Annotated in this window: 16 protein-coding genes, 1 tRNA gene and 1 pseudogene; 14 read left to right on the top strand and 4 right to left on the bottom strand. The window is 35.9% G+C overall.

Going from position 1 to position 18992, the window contains the following annotated elements; translation table 11 throughout:
• Positions 1-4: 4 nt before the first annotated feature.
• The gene (locus HMPREF0381_RS10855; protein ID WP_008752025.1) at positions 5-1180 is read left to right on the top strand and encodes a VWA domain-containing protein; all 1176 of its coding nucleotides are present in this window, start codon (positions 5-7) and stop codon (positions 1178-1180) included.
• A gap of 56 nt (positions 1181-1236) precedes the next feature.
• On the opposite strand, the gene HMPREF0381_RS10850 is transcribed toward HMPREF0381_RS10855, so the two are convergent.
• On the bottom strand, positions 1237-4002 hold the full coding sequence (locus HMPREF0381_RS10850) for an AAA family ATPase (protein ID WP_008752024.1): 2766 nt from the start codon (positions 4000-4002) through the stop codon (positions 1237-1239).
• Positions 4002-5138 carry an exonuclease SbcCD subunit D gene (locus HMPREF0381_RS10845; RefSeq protein ID WP_040461852.1) on the bottom strand — a complete coding sequence of 379 codons (1137 nt, stop codon included), beginning with the start codon at positions 5136-5138 and terminating at the stop codon, positions 4002-4004. The genes HMPREF0381_RS10850 and HMPREF0381_RS10845 overlap by 1 nt, the downstream gene beginning before the upstream one ends.
• Before the next feature lie 179 nt (positions 5139-5317).
• On the opposite strand from HMPREF0381_RS10845, the gene HMPREF0381_RS10840 reads away from it, so the two are divergent.
• The 10 genes from HMPREF0381_RS10840 to HMPREF0381_RS10795 all read left to right on the top strand — a co-directional run bounded on the left by HMPREF0381_RS10840 (position 5318) and on the right by HMPREF0381_RS10795 (position 15092).
• A complete protein-coding gene (locus tag HMPREF0381_RS10840; RefSeq protein WP_008752022.1) occupies positions 5318-5710 on the top strand; it encodes an SdpI family protein in 393 nt (130 codons plus the stop codon).
• Positions 5710-6204, top strand: a complete 495-nt coding sequence (locus HMPREF0381_RS10835) for an NUDIX hydrolase (protein ID WP_008752021.1) — start codon at positions 5710-5712, stop codon at positions 6202-6204. The genes HMPREF0381_RS10840 and HMPREF0381_RS10835 overlap by 1 nt, the downstream gene beginning before the upstream one ends.
• A gap of 38 nt (positions 6205-6242) precedes the next feature.
• A complete protein-coding gene (locus HMPREF0381_RS10830; RefSeq protein WP_008752020.1) occupies positions 6243-7112 on the top strand; it encodes a DMT family transporter in 870 nt (289 codons plus the stop codon).
• Between the two features lies 1 nt (position 7113).
• A complete protein-coding gene (locus HMPREF0381_RS10825) occupies positions 7114-7569 on the top strand; it encodes a DIP1984 family protein (protein WP_008752019.1) in 456 nt (151 codons plus the stop codon).
• A 215-nt stretch (positions 7570-7784) separates the two neighbouring features.
• Positions 7785-8678, top strand: coding sequence for a TIGR01212 family radical SAM protein (locus HMPREF0381_RS10820; RefSeq protein ID WP_008752018.1), 894 nt, complete (start codon positions 7785-7787; stop codon positions 8676-8678).
• A 60-nt stretch (positions 8679-8738) separates the two neighbouring features.
• Positions 8739-10940 carry an ATP-dependent helicase gene (locus HMPREF0381_RS10815; RefSeq protein WP_008752017.1) on the top strand — a complete coding sequence of 734 codons (2202 nt, stop codon included), beginning with the start codon at positions 8739-8741 and terminating at the stop codon, positions 10938-10940.
• Between the two features lie 77 nt (positions 10941-11017).
• The gene (locus HMPREF0381_RS10810; RefSeq protein ID WP_008753833.1) at positions 11018-11284 is read left to right on the top strand and encodes a DUF4366 domain-containing protein; all 267 of its coding nucleotides are present in this window, start codon (positions 11018-11020) and stop codon (positions 11282-11284) included.
• 52 nt (positions 11285-11336) lie between these two features.
• Positions 11337-12764 carry a class I SAM-dependent RNA methyltransferase gene (locus tag HMPREF0381_RS10805; RefSeq protein ID WP_008752015.1) on the top strand — a complete coding sequence of 476 codons (1428 nt, stop codon included), beginning with the start codon at positions 11337-11339 and terminating at the stop codon, positions 12762-12764.
• Positions 12765-12951: 187 nt separating this feature from the next.
• Positions 12952-14064 (top strand): Fic family protein, encoded by a 1113-nt coding sequence (locus tag HMPREF0381_RS10800; protein ID WP_008752014.1) that lies wholly within the window; start codon positions 12952-12954, stop codon positions 14062-14064.
• 143 nt (positions 14065-14207) lie between these two features.
• On the top strand, positions 14208-15092 hold the full coding sequence (locus HMPREF0381_RS10795) for an acetamidase/formamidase family protein (protein WP_008752013.1): 885 nt from the start codon (positions 14208-14210) through the stop codon (positions 15090-15092).
• Between the two features lie 213 nt (positions 15093-15305).
• Here the strand turns inward: HMPREF0381_RS10795 and HMPREF0381_RS10790 are convergent, their stop codons facing one another.
• Positions 15306-16001 carry a L,D-transpeptidase family protein gene (locus HMPREF0381_RS10790; RefSeq protein ID WP_008752012.1) on the bottom strand — a complete coding sequence of 232 codons (696 nt, stop codon included), beginning with the start codon at positions 15999-16001 and terminating at the stop codon, positions 15306-15308.
• A gap of 182 nt (positions 16002-16183) precedes the next feature.
• Here HMPREF0381_RS10790 and HMPREF0381_RS10785 point away from each other — a divergent pair, with 182 nt between their 5' ends.
• Complete coding sequence (locus tag HMPREF0381_RS10785) at positions 16184-17599, top strand: alanine/glycine:cation symporter family protein (RefSeq protein WP_008752011.1); 1416 nt, start codon at positions 16184-16186, stop codon at positions 17597-17599.
• 58 nt (positions 17600-17657) lie between these two features.
• Here the strand turns inward: HMPREF0381_RS10785 and HMPREF0381_RS10780 are convergent, their stop codons facing one another.
• Positions 17658-18353, bottom strand: a complete 696-nt coding sequence (locus HMPREF0381_RS10780) for a DUF542 domain-containing protein (protein ID WP_008752010.1) — start codon at positions 18351-18353, stop codon at positions 17658-17660.
• A gap of 273 nt (positions 18354-18626) precedes the next feature.
• Here HMPREF0381_RS10780 and HMPREF0381_RS10775 point away from each other — a divergent pair.
• Both HMPREF0381_RS10775 and HMPREF0381_RS16095 read left to right on the top strand, forming a co-directional pair.
• Positions 18627-18698, top strand: a tRNA-Arg gene (locus tag HMPREF0381_RS10775).
• A 180-nt stretch (positions 18699-18878) separates the two neighbouring features.
• Positions 18879-18992 (top strand): annotated as a pseudogene (locus HMPREF0381_RS16095) (IS200/IS605 family transposase); the annotation flags it as partial.

Here is an 18992-nt window from a genome sequence, read left to right as displayed (position 1 = left end):
TTTAATGGAAGCGGCGGACAGACTTAGACGTTGGAGGCTTATACTTGGAGCTGAGGCAAAAAAGCGAATGGAAAATATGGATAAAGGTGTGAGCCTTACTGATGAGGATCTTATGATGGATATGGCACTTAATGCAATCTACAATAAGGATAATAAATTCAGCTTTGGAAGCGGGGGAGGGAGCGGTCACTCAAGCCCACATATCAGCAGATGGCTTGGTGATGTCAGAACACTTTTTGATAAAGATCTTGTAAAAATCATTCAGGCGGATGCTATGGAGAGATGCGGCTTAAAGCAGCTTATATTTGAACCTGAACTGCTTGACAATATAGAGCCTGATATAAACATGGCAAGTATGATACTTACTTTAAAGGATCAAATACCGAAACAGAGTAAGGAAAATGCCAGAGAATTTATAAAAAAGATAGTTGAGCAGATAAATGCACTGCTTGAAACTGATTTAAAGAGGGCTGTGACAGCAAGTGTAAACAGAAAACTGCATTCACCTATTCCGTCAGCATCTGCGCTTGATTTTCAGACTACTATAAGAAAGGGTATCAAAGATTATAATACCAAGCTAAAAAAGATAATTCCGCAAAAGTATTATTTCTTTGAAAGAAGTGCTACAACCGCCGCCAATAAGTATACGGTGATTTTGGACATTGACCAAAGCGGTTCAATGGGTGAATCGGTAATATATTCATCTATTATGAGTTGTATTCTGGCAAGTATGAGTGCGATAAAGACCAAAGTGGTGGCATTTGACACAGAGATTGTAGACTTAAGTGAGAAATGTGAAGATCCTATTGATTTACTTTTCGGTTTTACATTAGGTGGCGGAACCGATATAGAAAAGTCTATAAAGTATTGCAGTAAATATATTGAGAACCCTAAGAAAACTATCTTCTTTTTGATTTCAGACCTTGAAGAGGGCGGCAATCGTGCAGGTCTGCTTAGACGACTTGTGCAGATGAAGGAGGATGGTGTGATTGTTATTTGCTTACTTGCAATATCGGATGACGGTAAGCCATATTATGATACACATATGGCACAAAGAATTGCAAATAACGGTATTCCCTGCTTTGCGGCAGCTCCACAGATGTTGCCGAGGCTCTTAGAAAAGGCAATGAAAAATCAGGATTTAAGTGAGTTTGCAAACGGTAAATTCGGAGTGGAGTGAGTAACTGTAAGAAAAATAAAGGCTATAGCAACCCGGTTTATTGCTATAGCCAAATTTTAGGCTATAATTTCAGCCCTGCTTCCTCCAGTTTTATCCTTTTTAACAATGATCTGCTTATCTATTTTTTGCTTTAATTCGCCTACATGTGAGATGATACCGATAAGCTTATTGCTGCTTGCAAGTGAGGCAAGGGCATTCATTGCCTGAGAGAGTGAGTCTTCATCCAAAGAACCGAAGCCCTCATCAATAAACATGGTATCAAGCTGAATGCCGCCGGCTGAGGATTGAATCTCATCAGAGAGTCCAAGAGCCAGAGCCAAAGAAGCTTTAAAGGATTCACCGCCGGAGAGAGATTTTACACTTCTCTCAGTTCCGTTGTAGTGGTCTATTACATCAAGATCCAGTCCGCTTTGTCCCATCTTACTTACAGCCTCTCTTCTGCGTATAAGATCATACTGACCGCCGGTCATTATTACAAGTCTGGCATTTGCCCTTGAGATAATTCTGTCAAAATAATGCATCTGAATATAGGTTTCAAGCATTACTTTATCCTTTCCAGTAATATTGCCGTTTGCGGTATCAGATAGAGATTTTACCAATGAGTATTGTTTCTCAGCATCTGCAAGTTCGTCAGATTTGAGCTTTATATTTTTATAATTGGACTGATTGTTTACTGTTCTGCTGTGAATATCTTCTTTGTATGACCTAAGTCTTCGGATATTACTTTCAAGTTCATTTAATTTATTTTTTTCATTTTCAAGATTAATCTCTTCTTTGTCTTCAAGCTGCTTTGAAAGTTCCGCCTTGGTGGCGGTGGCTGAAGCAAGTTTTTCACTGCATTCATTAAGTGTTTTTGAGGCAAGCTCTATGGCGTTTTGAATCTTTAAAACGGTATCATTGTTACTTTTTATCTTGGCATCAGCCTCAAGTCTTGAGGAGAAAAGCAGTTTACTCTTTAAACTTGCAATTCTTTCTTCAATGGCTTTGTTCTCAGAGATATAAGTGGTAACAGTATTTGATATGGTGTTGATACTGTTTTGCAGTTCTTCAAGTTGCTTTGTTGACTGTGGCAAAATCTTTTCGATATTGTTTTTTCTTGAAATATTTTTGCTTAACTTCTCAATCTCACTGTTAATGCTCTTTATTTTGCTTTGAAGTTTATTGATATTTTCTTTTGCAATATCTGTTGCACTGCTCATATCAATATCACCAAGCAACTCTTTGATAGATGTGAGAGTGGATTCCATCTTTTCATCTATAATGCCTTTTAGCTTGCCGGCAGCCTGACTTGCACGTTCCACTTCTTTATTGGCGACTGAAAGCCTGTTTTGTAAAGCGTCAAGTTCCTCTTTTGTAGGAACATCTACAGGTTTTGAGGCTTTCTTAGGATGTGAGAGTGATCCGCATACAGGACATGGCATATTTTCTTCCAAGTTTTCTGCCAAAATACCTGCCTGTGCGTCCAGATACAGCTTGTGTCCTGCTTTATAGGAAGCATCTAAGGTATCAACATTTGCCTGCTTTTCCTTATAAATTTGTAAAGCCTTTTTATGCTCTTCATGATTTTTCTTTAAAGTTTCCATACTCTGAAGTAATTGTTGCAGTTTTGAAAGCCTGTCATTAAGACTGAGTACATCATTTTCAAGTATTATTTTTTGCTCACCGCATTTTTCCAAAGACTTTGATTCCTCATTTAAACTGTCGATTTTAACTTTTAAATCTTCAATATCTTTTTTTATTTTTGTAAGCATGGCATTATTTTTATCAATATTTAAAATATTGTTTTTTAATGCCGATTCTTTTTGGCTCAACTCATCATATTCAGGCAACTGAGCCTGTATAGTGGCGGAAACTTTGATAAGCTCATCTTGAACAGATGTTTCTTTCTTCGCTTCTTCCAAGGCTTTAGTCAGAGAGACTTTCTCTTCTGTAAGTTCTGAAATTTTAATTTCATTTTGAGCAAATGCCTTTTTTGTTTTTAGATAGTTCTCACCTTTTTCAATATTTATCTTTAATATATCAAGTTGCTTTTCTATTTCAGATATAGCCTTAGCAGTCTTTTCTTCAGATTGTGAGTCGTCAGTTATCAACTTTTCAAGTAATGATATACATTCATCTATAGGCAGTTCATTATTTTTTGCTTTCAAAACCTGTGTAGAGTGTAGTGAAGATTCATCACAGCTTATACCTGCAATATATTGTGTGATACTTTGCCTTATCTTTGAACAGTTACTGTCAAGTGATGAAGCTTCCTGCTTTAATTTGTTTTGCAGGTCGGAATACAGTTTAGTCTTGAAAATATGTCTGAATATTTCTATCCTTTCCTTGGTAGGAGCCAATAAAAGCTTTAAAAAGTCACCCTGTGCAATCATTGCAATCTGACAGAATTGATTTTTATCAATGCCCATGATGCTTCTTATAGCGGTATCCACTTCTTTAGTCTTTGTGAGTGCTTTTCCGTCAGGTAATATAAGCTCTACACCGGCAGTCTGTATGGTAGAGCCTGAACCGCGTTTAGAAGCTCTTTCATATTCAGGATTTCTTGTGACAGTATATTCCCTGCCCTTGTAATCGAATATAAGTTTGACAAAGGTAGGAGTATCAAAGCTTGCATACTTTGAGCGAAACATTGACACCTCCCTGTTGCTTCCGCTTGGGTCACCGTATAATGCATAGGTAATTGCATCAAATATGGTTGTTTTGCCGGCTCCGGTATCTCCGGTAATAAGGTAAAGCCCACCTGTGCCGAGCTTGTCAAAATCAAATACTGTTTCTTTTGAATAGGGTCCAAATGCCGAAATGGTTAATTTTACAGGTCTCATTATTTATACTCCCAAATTTCTTCTATAATATTTTTAAGGAAAACTCTTTGTGTATCACTTAAATGTTTTCCGTTTTGAAGCTCATAGAATGTATCAAAAAGTTCAAGCGGCGACTTTGAGTCCATATCATTTATCGAATTGATTTCAGAGCTTTTTTTGGTTCTTTGATTGTCATAGTCAAGCTTCATAATATTTTTGTATACTACACGAAGCTTGGTTATAACATCCGGTATATCTTCTTCATCGGTTAATGTGATATGTACATAGTCATCAGTCAATGAGGTGTTTTCATAAAAACTTTTCAGCATAAGCTCATTGTAGCTTCCTTTTATTTCCACCATATCTCTAAGCGGTGTAAGAGGAATAAAGTCAAGTTTTATATTACCTTTTTCTTTTATATCAAGCATGGTAATACTCTTAATATCCTTTGACTCGGAAAATGAGTACTTCAGGGGAGTACCGCAGTATCTGATATACTCACTGTCACAGCATTGTGAGCGATGTATATGACCAAGTGCAACATAATCAAAGTCCTTGAAAATATCCGCATCTACATTGTCACTGCCGCCTACAGAAACATCCTCGGACTCGGTACGTGAAGAGCCTGTAACAAACTGGTGTGTTATAAGGATATTTTTTTGGGCAGTATCTATATGCATATCTGAGATAACTGTGGATAACGCATCAGTATATGTGTAAACTTCAGCATCAGGAAAAAATCTCCTTACATGAACCGGTTTTATAAAAGGCAACATATAAAAATTGACCTTGCCGTACTTATCATCTATACATATTGGAGAAATCTTGCCGTTATATACAGGTGAGAGATATATACCGCTTTTATCAAATAATCTGGAGCCGAAGGCAATACGCTCCGCGGAGTCGTGATTGCCGCTGATTATAAATACATATAGATTTCTTTTTGAAAGCTTATATAAAAAATCGTCAAAAATCTCTACCGCCTCGGCAGGGGGGATAGGTTTATCATATATATCTCCTGCGAGGATGATGACTTTAGGTTTTTGTTCATCTATAATATTTATTATTTCGTTGAGAATATAGGTTTGATCTTCAAGCATGGAAAATTCATTTACACGTTTTCCAAGATGCAGATCTGACAGATGCATTATTTTCATAAAAAATCCTTTCATTGTTAAAAGCATAGTGTTACCTTATTTGTCCAATATTTATATTAAAAAATAAGGTAATTGGCACTTTAAGTCTAAAAATATATATGTTAATATTATAGCATAACTGTGATTGTTAGTAAAAAAATGGCAAACACATATTTGACAGGACGGGCTAAGGGTGCTTTATGAAATTTTGGATTTTTATGTTGTCAGCGGATTTGCTTATCCCGGTGATAATGGTGCTTTTTGGACATATTTATGAGAAAAAACCGCCACAAAAGCCAAAAAGTAAGTTTGCATATTCAGGATATAGAACTAAAATGTCTATGATAAATATTGAGACCTGGGAATATGCACATAGATTTTTTGGAAAGCTCTGGTTTAGATTCGGCATAGTACTAGGTGTAACAAGTATAATTGTATTATTGTTTGTTATCGGAAAGGATAAAGATACAATCGGATTTGTGGGAATGATTGTCTGCTATGTGCAGATAGTAGTAATGATTTTGCCTGCTATACCTACAGAGCTGGCACTTAGAAAGAATTTTGATAAAAACGGAAAGAGAAAGATTTTATAATGAAAGAATCCACACTTTGCACGCTGTGCTATATTGAAAGAGATAATAAATATTTGATGCTCCATAGAGTGAAAAAAGAAAATGATATTAATAAGGATAAGTGGGTTGGTGTAGGTGGACATTTTAAAGATTTGGAAAGCCCTGAGGATTGTCTTATTCGTGAGGTAAGAGAGGAGACAGGTTATGAGTTGACTGAATTTGATTTTAGGGGTATTGTAACCTTTGTGTATGGAAAGTCAGGTGCTGAAGTGGTGGAATATATGCACCTTTATATCGGTAGAAATGTAGTGGGAGAACCGATTGAATGTAATGAAGGAGAACTTATCTGGATAGATAAAAAAGAAATATTTAATCTCAATCTGTGGGAGGGAGATAAGATTTTCTTAAAATTATTGGATGAGAGTAAGGACTTTTTCTCATTGAAGCTTATATATGATGAGAATGAGAAGTTGAAAGAGGCTTTCCTAAACGGTAAGACAATGGATATAGGTTAGAAGTTTATTTTGTTAATTTTAGATATAAGGGGGAGTTTATGGAAAAGAGATTTCGCGTAAGGGGTGAGGTATATTTACTGTTGTCCGGATTTTTCTTCGGACTTCAACCGTTCTTGGCAAAGATAATATATGCACATGGCGGTAATGCTTACGGGCTTTTATTTTTGAGGTTTTTGATAAGCGGAACGGTTTTTGCTGTTATCTCTATGTTTCTTGGAACAGGTATGAGACTTAAAAGACAGGAGCTTATTTCTATTCTTATTTTATCCGTTCCTGAAACTGTTATGTGTATACTTTTGTTCTTATCATACAGCTATATATCGTCAGGTTTGGCATCAACTTTGCATTTTTCGTATCCGGCAGCAGTTATATTACTTGAAATATTGATTTTTAGAAAAAAAATAAGTAAAATTAAGCTGTTATGTTTATTGTTTTGTGCGTCAGGTATAGCAGTGTTTTATCATCCGGACGGAAATATAAATATTTTTGGAATGGTGATTGCACTTGCTTCAGGTGTGGGATATGCTATATATATTATAATACTGACTCATGGAAAGTCTTCAAGAATACCGGTAGTCAAGATGTCGGCATGGCTTTCTTTATTGGTGGCAACTGAAATTGCCATAGTGATGCTTGTTTTGGGTAAGTTCAGGTTTGATATGGATGGTACAGCTTGGGGAACCGGAATTTTTATGGCAGCTGTGGTTTCCACATCCGCACTTTGTGCTTTTCAGGTGGGTGCGCCTATGTGTGGTGCACAGTCTGCTGCACTGCTTAGTACTATTGAGCCTGTAAGCAGTATTTTGCTTGGTGTTATATTCCTTGGTGAGAGTATGAATATAAGGATTTTTATAGGTATATGTTTAATATTGTTTTCAATAGTGATTCAAATAAAGGAGAAAAAATAATATGAGATTGGCGGAAGCACTTCAAGAAAGAGCGGATCTTAACAGTAAGATCAGTGATTTGGAAGTAAGATTGGACAGAAATATTTTGGTACAAGAAGGTGAAGTACCTAATGAGGAGCCGAAGGATTTAAAGAAAGAGTTGGATGACTGTATTGAAAGGTTGGCATATTTGATATCCGCCATCAATAAGACTAATTGTGAAATCAAGGTTGACGGTAAATCTATAACTGAACTGCTTGCAAGAAAGGATGCGCTGAATCTTAAGGTAAGTGCCTATAGAGATGCTATAGGTGTCGGAAACAGCAGCACAAACAGAGCAAGAGGCACAGAGATAAAATTAATACCGGTAATAGATGTAAAGGCTTGGCAAAAAGAGGCTGATGAGCTTTCAAAGGAAATAAGACTTATAGATAACAGAATACAAGAAACCAACTGGACAACCGATCTTATGGAATAACAGATTTTTAAAAGAGTGCACTGTTTAGATAACTCAGTACACTATAGATGGTAGCATATTCAGGGCGAGTAAGAAAAAATTTGTATTTGTACCATACCTTAGCCTTGGGCAAGCAAAATATTATTGTTATGCCCGGACAGTGTACAAATGTATTGTTATAGATAACTTTTATTACCGATTACTGACTGTTTGTGTGAGGGAGGGAAGAGGGATTTATGAGAACTGTATCAGATTATTGTAAAGAAAAATTCGGAACAAAAGTGTACAGATTGGCATTAAGTACAGGAGCCACCTGTCCCAACAGAGATGGAAGAGTTGGGGTGGGTGGCTGTAGTTTTTGTTCGGAAAAGGGTTCAGGTGAGTTTGCCATAGATGTAATGGATATTGATGAGCAGATAGAAAGAGCAAAAATGCTTATATCAAAAAAGTTCCCAAACTCTATAAAGATAAATGACAGAAGGTATATTGCATATTTTCAGTCATTTTCAAATACCTATGGTGATATAAAAAGACTTCTTAGTTTATTTGAGCGAGCTATAAATAAAGATGATATTGTAGCACTCTCTATTGCTACAAGACCTGACTGCTTTTGTAAGGAGATGTTAAACGGACTTGAAAAATTGAATAAAATCAAGCCGGTTTGGATTGAACTTGGGCTTCAGACTGTAAATGAAGCCACTGCAAGAGCCTTTAACAGAGGTTATACATTGGATATTTTTGAAAAGACATATGATGAGCTTAAGAAAAGAAACTTTGAAGTTATTGTACATATGATTTTGGGGTTGCCGGGCGAGAGTGAGGAAGATATGTACGCAACGGTCAAGTACTTAAGCAAAAAGCATATAGACGGTATAAAAATACATGGACTGCATATTTTAAAAGGGACAAGAATTGCAATTGAGTATGAAAAGAGTCCTTTTAAGATAATGAGTCTTAAAGAGTATACACAGGTACTTATAAATTGTTTAAAGCTTTTACCGAAAGACACGGTTATTCACAGGATAACAGGTGACGGGGATAAAAGGACACTTATTGAGCCGCAGTGGAGTGCAGATAAGAAAAAGGTACTTAATTATATCAATAAGAAGATAAGAGAAGAGCTTTTATAAGACTTGCAAGAACATATGTTTTGGTCTAGAATGTAGTAAAGTAAAGTTTTTAGAGGTACTATGTCTACAATATATGATAAATTAAATGATAAACAAAAGCAGGCCGTTTTTACTACAGAAGGACCGCTTTTGCTTTTGGCAGGTGCAGGATCAGGCAAAACAGGTGTACTTATGCATAGAATTGCATATTTGATAAATGAGAAGCATATTGATCCGTACAATATAATGGCGATTACCTTTACCAATAAGGCGGCAAAGGAAATGAAAGAGAGAATAACCAATCTTATCGGAGGGGACGGAAACTTTGTTTGGGTGATGACCTTCCACTCAAGCTGTGTAAGATTCCTGAGAAGATTTATAGATAAGATAGGTTTTGATAATAACTTCACTATATATGACAGTGATGATCAAAGAACTCTTATGAAAAAAATATTTAAAGAAAACGATATCAACTCAAGAGTGTATAAGGAAAGAGCCGTATTGAATATTATATCAAGTTGTAAAAATGAGCTTATATCGCCGGTTGAGTATATGAAGTCAGCCACAGACAGATATGAAAAGGGTGCGGCAAGGATTTATGAGATATATCAGAGTACTTTAAAAAAGAATAATGCACTGGATTTTGATGATCTGATTTGTAGAAGCGTGGAGCTTTTTGAGAACTGCCCTGATGTACTTGACTATTATCAAAACAGATTCAGATATATTATGGTGGATGAGTATCAGGATACCAATACGGCACAGTTTAAGTTGATATATCTCTTGTCACAGAAGTACAAAAATATCTGTGTGGTAGGTGACGATGACCAGAGTATTTATAAGTTCAGAGGTGCAAATATTGAAAATATCTTAAGTTTTGAGGATAAGTTTGAAAATGTGGAGGTCATTAAGCTTGAACAAAACTACAGATCTACGGAGAATATCCTTAATGCTGCAAATGCCGTTATAAAAAATAACAGAGGCAGAAAAAATAAGAGCCTTTGGACTGATGGAGTGACCGGAGCAAATATAGAACTTCGTCAGTTTGCAAATGCAGATGCTGAAGCGGATTTTATAATAAAGGATATAAAAGCCAAAGCAAATGATAATTTCAAAGATTTTGCAGTGCTGTACAGGACTAATGCACAGTCCAGACTTTTGGAGGAGAGATGTGTGACTCTCGGAGTTCCTTATCAACTTGTAGGAGGTGTGAACTTTTATCAAAGAAAAGAGATAAAAGATGTGCTTGCCTATCTGAAGACTATCGCAAACGGAAGTGATGATATTGCATTGCTTAGAATAATAAATTTGCCCAAAAGAGGTATAGGTGCGACTACAATTGCAAAAGTGGCGGACTATGCAAATGAGAACGGTATAAGTCTGTACGATGCAATGACCGTTTGTGAAAATATAGGAATAGGCAAGGCGGCAGACAAGATCAAGAAGTTTATTGCGATGATTGAAGAATTTAGAGATAAGGTAGCCAAAAAAGCAAATATTGCAAATATGATTGAAGAACTTTTAGATAAAACCGGTTATATAGAAAGCCTGTATGATGAGGGTGAAATCGAAGGAGAGAGCAGAAAAGAAAATATAGAAGAGCTTGTAAACAAGTCGGTTGATTATGAGGACGGAGAGCTTTCACTGTTTCTTGAAGAGGTCTCTTTGGTGGCGGATATTGACAGAATGGATGAAAATGCGGACAGAATCACACTGATGACATTACATGGTGCTAAGGGACTTGAGTTTGATACTGTATATCTGGCAGGTATGGAAGAGGGACTTTTTCCAAGCGCTATGAGTTCAATCTCAAGAGAGGACTTGGAGGAGGAGAGAAGGCTTGCCTATGTAGGCATTACAAGAGCGAAGAAGAACTTGATTTTGACCTCTGCAAAGCAAAGAATGATAAACGGTGAGACAAGATATTCATTACTTTCAAGATTTGTAAATGAGATTCCAAGGGATTTGCTTGATAAACATATATTAGATACTGAAAAAAAGTATACACAGAGAACTTATTCCTATGAAGAGGCTTTGCCTTGGGAGAATAAGGCTAAACCTGATAATGTTAAAAATACGTTGAGTTTCGGCAAACAGTTTAAAGTAGAAAGACAAAAAAGTCTTGATTATGCTGTGGGGGATACTGTAAAGCATATAAAATTCGGTATCGGCAAGGTTCTTGAAATAGTGGATGGAGAAAAGGATTTTGAGGTAAAAGTAAATTTTGAAAAATTCGGTATAAAAAAGATGTATGCAGGATTTGCCAAGTTGATAAAAGTATGATAAAATTTCTTAATTGAGTAGTTAAGCATTTATGCCTGACTTGATATGAAAATATATCTTTAAAGAGAGGTATGGTTATGGATAAATTTAGTAATTTGAGTTCTAAGATGGAAGAATTAGTTAATGCTTCAAGACTTAACAGTCTTTTGACTAAAAAGGAAGAAGATGAGAAGAAGAAAAATACCATTATATGGGTTTTGGCTATTATCGGTGCCATTGCTGCTGTAGCGGGCATTGCATTTGCAGTATATAAGTTCTTCACACCTGATTATCTTGAAGATTTCGAAGAGGACTTCGATGATGATTTTGACTATGACTTTGATGATGACGAAAAAGAAGAATAATTTTTGAGTTTGATATGGCGACCGACCGGTCGCCATATTTTGTGAGGTGATAATGAAAAAAGGTGATATTTGTCAAGGGAAAATTGTAGAAAGTCATTTTCCGGACAGTGCATATGCAGACTGTGAAGGCGAAAAAGTACTTATAAAAAAGGGTATCCTCGGTCAGACCGTAGAGTTTGCCATAACAAAAAAAAGAAAAGGGAAGATAGAGGGCAGAGTTTTAAATGTGGTGGAGAAGTCTTGGCTTGAAGACAATAAAAATCCTTGTATGCATTATGAAACCTGTGGCGGTTGTACCTATCAGACAATAAGCTATGAAAATCAACTTAAGTTAAAGGATACTCAAATTAAGGAGCTTATGAAAAGTGCTACAGATAATGACTTTTTGTGGGAGGGAATAATCCCTTCACCAAAGTATCAGGCATATAGAAATAAAATGGAGTTTTCATTCGGTGACGAGAAAAAAGACGGTGAACTTGCACTTGGTATGCACAAGAAAGGCAGTCACTATGATATAGTAAATGTTTTCGGATGTAAGATAGTGGACAGCGATTTTACAAAGTTGCTTGAGTTGACATTGAATTTTTTTAAGGAAAGAAATATAGCTTACTTTCACAAAAATACTCATACGGGTTTTTTAAGACATTTGCTTGTGAGAAGAAGTGAGTATACAGGTGAAATACTTGTTTTACTTGTGACTACAAGCAGTTTCGGTTTTGTTGAGGATCCCAATGTGCTTAGAGAGGCTTCTATACTTGGAGATGCTGAGATTGCACTGATAAGAGAGTGGGCGGATTATATAAAGGTTGAGTGCAACAAGGGGATTTTAAACGGCAGTATCGGAGGTATTTTGCATACAAAGAATGACTCATATGCAGATGCCGTGCTAAATCAAGGCACTACTTTGCTATACGGTAATGATTATATTACAGAGAGGTTAAACAGACTTGATTTTAAAATAACTCCGTTCTCATTCTTCCAGACCAATTCCAAGGGGGCGGAAGTGTTATACACTGTTGCAGGAAAGTATCTTGGAGATACGGAAGGTAAGTCGGTATTTGACCTGTATTCAGGCACAGGAACCATTGCACAGCTTTTGGCACCGAAGTCTGAAAAAGTCTACGGTGTGGAGATAGTAGAGGAGGCTGTAGAAGCTGCTATAGAGAATGCAAAGAAAAACGGTCTTAACAACTGTGAATTTATAGCAGGTGATGTGTTGAAGGTTGTGGATACTCTTGGCTTTAATCCGGACATCATTGTACTTGACCCTCCAAGAGACGGCATACACCCGAAGGCATTGCCTAAGATTCTTGATTTTGGAGCAGATAAAATCGTATATATTTCCTGTAAACCTACATCATTTGTGCGTGACCTTAAGATAATGGAAGCGGCAGGATATAAAATGGAAAAGTGCGTCGGAGTGGATATGTTCCCGAATACAGTGAATTGTGAAGCGGTAGCACTTTTGTCACGAGTATAATCAGTAAGAGATAATGTGAGTAGGGATAACAGTATGTCAAGAGTTAAAGATGTATTAGGTGAATGACAGGAAGAGCGGTTTATTGAGAAGAATGCAACGCTATAGTGTAAAATAGTGAAAAAATAGTGTAAATTTAGTGGAAAAAAAGCTGTATAAATATTATAATAAATCATGGAGGAAGTGTTTAATGATTAAGGTAATGCTTTCAAATGAAATATTAAAATATATAACAGAGATAGATAAAAACAGATATCAGATTCATGATGTAAAGATACCCGGCTCAGTCGCAAGTAAACTCAGGAAAAATTCAAAGAAAAAGAGTTCATACGCCTCTAATAAAATAGAGGGTAATCCTTTATCTGAAGAGCAGGTAGATGAAGTGATTGATTTAGATGAAAGACGACATTTTTTAAGACCGGAGCAAGAGGTACGTAATTATTTTTTGGCTTTAAATTATCTTGAGAAGGAGCGAAAAAAGAAAACCAAATTCAGTAAAAAATTGATTTTGGATGTTCAAAAACTGGTCGAAAAGGGAGCGTCAAAAGAAAAGATTGGGCTTAGAGGACCAATGCCGCCGGGAGTTTTGTTTGCAGTCTATGATACACAAACAGGTAATCCGGACTATATACCGCCTGAATACACAGATATCCCCATGCTGTTAGATGAATTAGTTGAATATGTTAATACAACTGATGATCATCCGCTTATTGTAGCGGCAGTAGTTCATTATCAGCTTGTTACAATTCATCCGTTTGAAGACGGTAACGGTAGAACTGCAAGATTGATGTCAGGATATATATTAGACATAAATGGATATGGGTTTAACGGCATAGGATCTTTAGAAGAATATTTTGCATATGATGTTAATGAATATTATGAATCAATACAAATGGGATTACCTGCACTGTATTATTTGGGAAGAGATAATCCACCACACTCGGAAATTTGGTTATGCTATTTTCTGAGAATGGTTAAGTTGTATTCCGGTAAGGTAAAAGAATTATCATTGAGTTCAAATAATGAAGAATTGGAAAGTAGTCTTTCATATCTGAAAGTAAAAGAAAAAGAACTGTTAATGTTGCTGATTAAGAAATCAAACTTAGAGTTTACGCCCATAGAAATAAGCAAAGAAATAGGTGTAACAAATAAGACGGTAATAAATAGGCTTTCAGTATTGGCAAAGAACGGCTTTGTTGCTCCTATACTTGTGAATACACGTATCAGATATTATGAACTGACCGTATTTACAAGGGATAATAAAGATAGAATTATAGATATGTTAAAATATAGTAATATATAATGCCTGGATATATTTAATATGGATGTATATGATATGAAAATATTAGATATATGGGAACCCATAATTTATATTACTAAGATTGTAGATGTGAAGAAGAGGAGGGAGATATTGGGTAAATGATTTGCCCAAATATATAGTTTGATATGAAAATAATTGAAAACAATATGGTTTTTGCATTTGACGGAAAAAATAGATGTGTAGCTGAAGTGGAGGACGGTGAAACTTTGATTTTTCGTACACATGATTGCTTTGATAATCAGCTAAGTAAGGAGGGCTCATCAATAGGTAACCTGAACTGGGACTGCATCAATCCTGCTACAGGTCCTGTTTATGTAAAAAATGCTGTGGCAGGTGATGTGCTTAAGGTTGAAATACTTGATATCAAGCTTGAAAATCAGGGTGTAATGTGTGCATTACCTGATAACGGTGTACTTGGCTCTTTAGTAAAAGAAGAGTCGATAAAGCGTTTGAAGGTGGAAGATAATAAAGTATATTTTAATGAAAAAACAGTATTTGATGTAAATCCTATGATTGGAGTAATAGGTGTTGCACCGAAGGAGGGTTCTGTTAACTGCGGCACACCGGGAAATCATGGCGGAAATATGGACAATAAAAGAATTGCAAAAGGTACAACTCTTTATTTTCCGGTATTTCATAACGGTGCGATTTTTTCACTGGGAGATGTACATGCTGCTATGGGAGACGGTGAAGTGATGGTCAGCGGAGTGGAAATTTCGGCTGATGTTACAGTAAGACTGTCTGTAATAAAGGATGTAAGTATTGAAACACCGATGCTTGAAAATGATGATATCTGTGGTGTGATTTATTCTGATGAAAATATTGAACAGGCGGTGTTTTATGCAGTAAAAATAATGAATGACATAGTACAGGAAAAACTTGAATTATCATTTAATGATGCAGGAATGTTACTTAGTGCAGTAGGAGATTTAAAGTTTTGCCAGGTAGTGGATCCGAAGCGTACGGTAATGATGTGCATACCGAAAACTATATTAAGCAAGTTATTTTAGACAAACTTCAGAAAAACCATAATACATTTGGCATGAGTATATTATGGAAACATATAGGGATAAAGATAGTAGACAGCAATGATGGCATCTAAAACTATATTGAATATGTATTAACAATTACTCTTGAGGCATATATTATATAGTACTGTACAAGTTTGATATATTTTGATTTAAAACGGGCTGTTGCACTTTATGGTACAACAGCCCGTTTTATTAATAGCTTGAAAGCTTATCTGCATTTTGTATTATTACTATCTTTGTGTCGGAATCTATACCGGTTACAAGTTTTTTCATATATTCCTCAGGGATTCTTACACAGCCTGCTGATGAAGTGTCATTATCAGTCTTTGTGCAGTGGATAAAGATAGCTGAACCTTTGCCTGGAACAGCCTCGGTATTATAGTTCAGTGCTAAAGCATAGTTGTAAAAAGGATAAGCCGTTTTAAGATCCTCTGCTGAAGCCCAGTCTTTGTTTACCTTAGAGGTATTTACCCAAGTATTATAGTAGGCACTGTTTGAGTCATCCACCCAGTAGTCTCCGTCTGTAATCTTTCTATACTCTATAAGACTTCCGGGATTATCCTTAAGTCCGAAGGAAAACATAGCATTGAATACACCTTCAGGAGTCTTTTTGTCACCCTCTCTCTTTTCGGTAGAGATGCCGTTGGTACCGGCAATGCCGTTTACATACCAGTTTTTAATCCATGTACCGTCACTTGATTTTGTGTAGTCATTTACAGTTACCCTGTTCTTGTTATTCTTATGACCTACAATCAATATAATATGGTTTGCAGTTTTTGATATGGAAAGCTTTTCTACAGGCAGGGCGGCATATGCATTTACACCGGTGCTTGCAAGAAGTGTTGACATTACAACAAATGTTGCACATAATTTTTTGATGATTTTCATTTTTCCCCATTCTTTCTTAGAGATTTAATCTCAAATATAATTTATATACCGGATTTTATAATGTTAAAAGTGCTTTAGTCAATAAAAAAAGAAAAAATTAATATTTATTTCAAGTAATGTAAAAAGTAGGTGACATATAAAACTATATTGTGGTAACATACTAAAGCATAAGGAGAGAGTATATGTTGGATAGGGTAACAAACTTTTTGAGTATTATTGATGATTTTATTTGGGGATTGCCGTTAATTATTTTGATTTTGGCAACAGGTCTGTTTTTGACCTTCAGGCTGAAGGGCCTGCAAATAAGAAGGTTTCCGCTTGCAATCAGATATATGTTTTCATCTGATGAGGAAGACGGAAGCGGTGAAGTATCAAGCTTTGCAGCACTTTGTACCGCACTTTCCGCTACAATAGGAACCGGAAATATAGTAGGTGTAGCAACAGCAATAGTTTCAGGAGGTCCCGGGGCATTATTTTGGATGTGGATGGCGGCTATTGTAGGAACGGCAACAAAGTATGCGGAATGTCTGCTTGCAGTAAAATACAGAGTGGTAGAAAAAGACGGACATATTATAGGCGGACCTTTTTATTATATTGAGAACGGAATGGGAAAGCAATTCAGATGGCTTGCAAAGATGTTTGCAGTGTTCGGCATAATGGTCGGACTTTTCGGTATAGGTACTTTTACACAGATAAACGGTATTACAAGTGCTGTAGGAAATTTCTTTGATTCTGAGAATGTGCATTATGTTAATCTGTTCGGAAGAGATTATTCCGTTACTATAGTTATCTCAGGTATTATACTTACTATATTTGTAGCACTTGTTTTGATTGGCGGACTAAAGAGAATATCAAATGTAGCACAGGTTGTAGTTCCTTTTATGGCAATAGTCTATGTAATGGTAGTCCTTATTATACTTGTGATAAATTATACAAAGATACCTGATGCACTTGCACAGATTGTAGAGGGTGCCTTCGGACTTAGAGCATTTGGAGGAGGTATGTTCGGGGCAATGATTGTAGCTATGCAAAAGGGAATTGCAAGAGGCATTTTTTCAAATGAGGCGGGACTTGGCAGTGCACCTATTGCGGCAGCGGCAGCTCAGTCTAAGGAAGAGGTTCGACAGGGACTTATTTCCATGCTTGGAACTTTTATAGACACTATAATTATATGTACTATGACAGGACTTTCTATTGTTATCACAGGTGCATGGGATATGGGATTTGAAGGGGTGGCTGTTACCACAAAGGCTTTTCAGATGGGATTACCGTTCCCTGAAAGGGTAGCGGCATTTATACTGATGGTTTGCCTTGTATTCTTTGCCTTTACAACTATATTGGGTTGGGATTATTATTCTGAGAAATGTCTTGAATATATAATAGGCAATAAACCGAAAGCAATTATGGTATACAGATGGATTTATATTGCCTGTATCTTTATCGGACCATATATGACTGTACAGGCTGTATGGACTATAGCGGATATCTGTAACGGTATGATGGCAATACCGAATCTTATAGCTTTGATAGCTTTAAATAAAGTAGTTGTAAGTGAAACGGATTCTTTCTTTGAAAGAGGGATACATAATAAAATATAAAGCACAAAAGGTCTTAGACTCACAGATATAACTGTAAGTCTAAGACCTTATTTAAGTATTATTGCTCTGCATATTCAGGGAATGTGATACTGTTTTCTTTAAAAACATGAACAAAAACATCTTCAGTAAAATCCTTCATAAGCTTAAATGTATTGGTATATGTTACACAAGCATCAGCAGGTACAGTAAAGTTATTTGTAAGTTGCTGCATTTCCTTAAGCATATCACCGACATCTACATGTTCACCTTCAAGTTCATTTACCATTGCAAGAGTTTCTTTGTCAGGATGATGATTTGAACGCATCAGCGGGAATACAAGCCTTTCTTCCTTTGCAAAATGCTCTTCAAGGTCTGCCTTCATTCTTGCAAATAAATTGTGAATCTTTGCAAGTTCTGCGCCATGATGAGGATAATGTACTATCAAAATCTTGTTCAGAAGCTTTTCAATCTGATCCATCATCTCACGTTCCGTAACATGGTGAGTTGCCTCAAGATTATCAAGCATCTCATTCACGCTTAATTTTTCAAAATCTTCTATAGATTCCACACCCTCTTTATTTTGCGGCATAGGCTGTGAAGCTATATCATTAAGGTCATTTATAAGTGACGGAATGTCAATACTTCCATCTGTGAATGACTCATCAAGCGGCAGATGTCCACCACAGCAGTAGTCAAGGTGTAAGTTGTTAAGATAAGGAATTGTTTGAGGATATTGTTTAACAATATCTGCGAGTGACATTTTAGCTGTAATCATAGTATACCTCCTTAAAGTATATAAACTTATTATAAACAGACTTATTGTCAGTTTTCTTTATAGATAAAGAAGAAGTTACATCAATGCTTCATCTTTATCTGTAAATAAAGTATACGCTTATCAAGTCTTAGAATCTGTAACATATAATACAGAATAAAATATTGTAAAAATATTTTTGTAATGCCCATATTTGAATATTTTAAAGCACAGAAAAATAACTTGAAAGAATAGGACATTTATTGTATACTCCTCTTGTTGTAAAATTTAATACAGGTTCTCTTAGTTAAATGGATATAACGATAGCCTCCTAAGCTGTAATTGTGGGTTCGATTCCCGCAGGGAACATATTGAGCGGTAGTGACTTGTGATAGGTGCTTGTCATTATCGTTTTTTAAATTACAATAAAATGTTTTAATGAATTTTAAGAGAGGCTCTATATTGAAATAATGCTACCTTAACCCACCGGCTTTAGACGTTGGGTTAAGGTAGCAAAAAATAGATATTTGTGATACAATAACCGGTGTTATGGGAGTATGGAAATCAAAGAATAGACACAAATATTTATTACAGTATCATATTATTTTTTGTATGTAAGTATAGAAAAAAGCTTTTAGCATTAAAAGAAATATCAGATTATAT

It is taken from the genome of Lachnoanaerobaculum saburreum DSM 3986, assembly GCF_000185385.1.
Taxonomy (GTDB): Bacteria; Bacillota; Clostridia; order Lachnospirales; family Lachnospiraceae; genus Lachnoanaerobaculum; species Lachnoanaerobaculum saburreum.
Note: the sequence above shows the minus strand (reverse complement) of the source record. Positions and strands in the feature narration are given on the sequence as shown.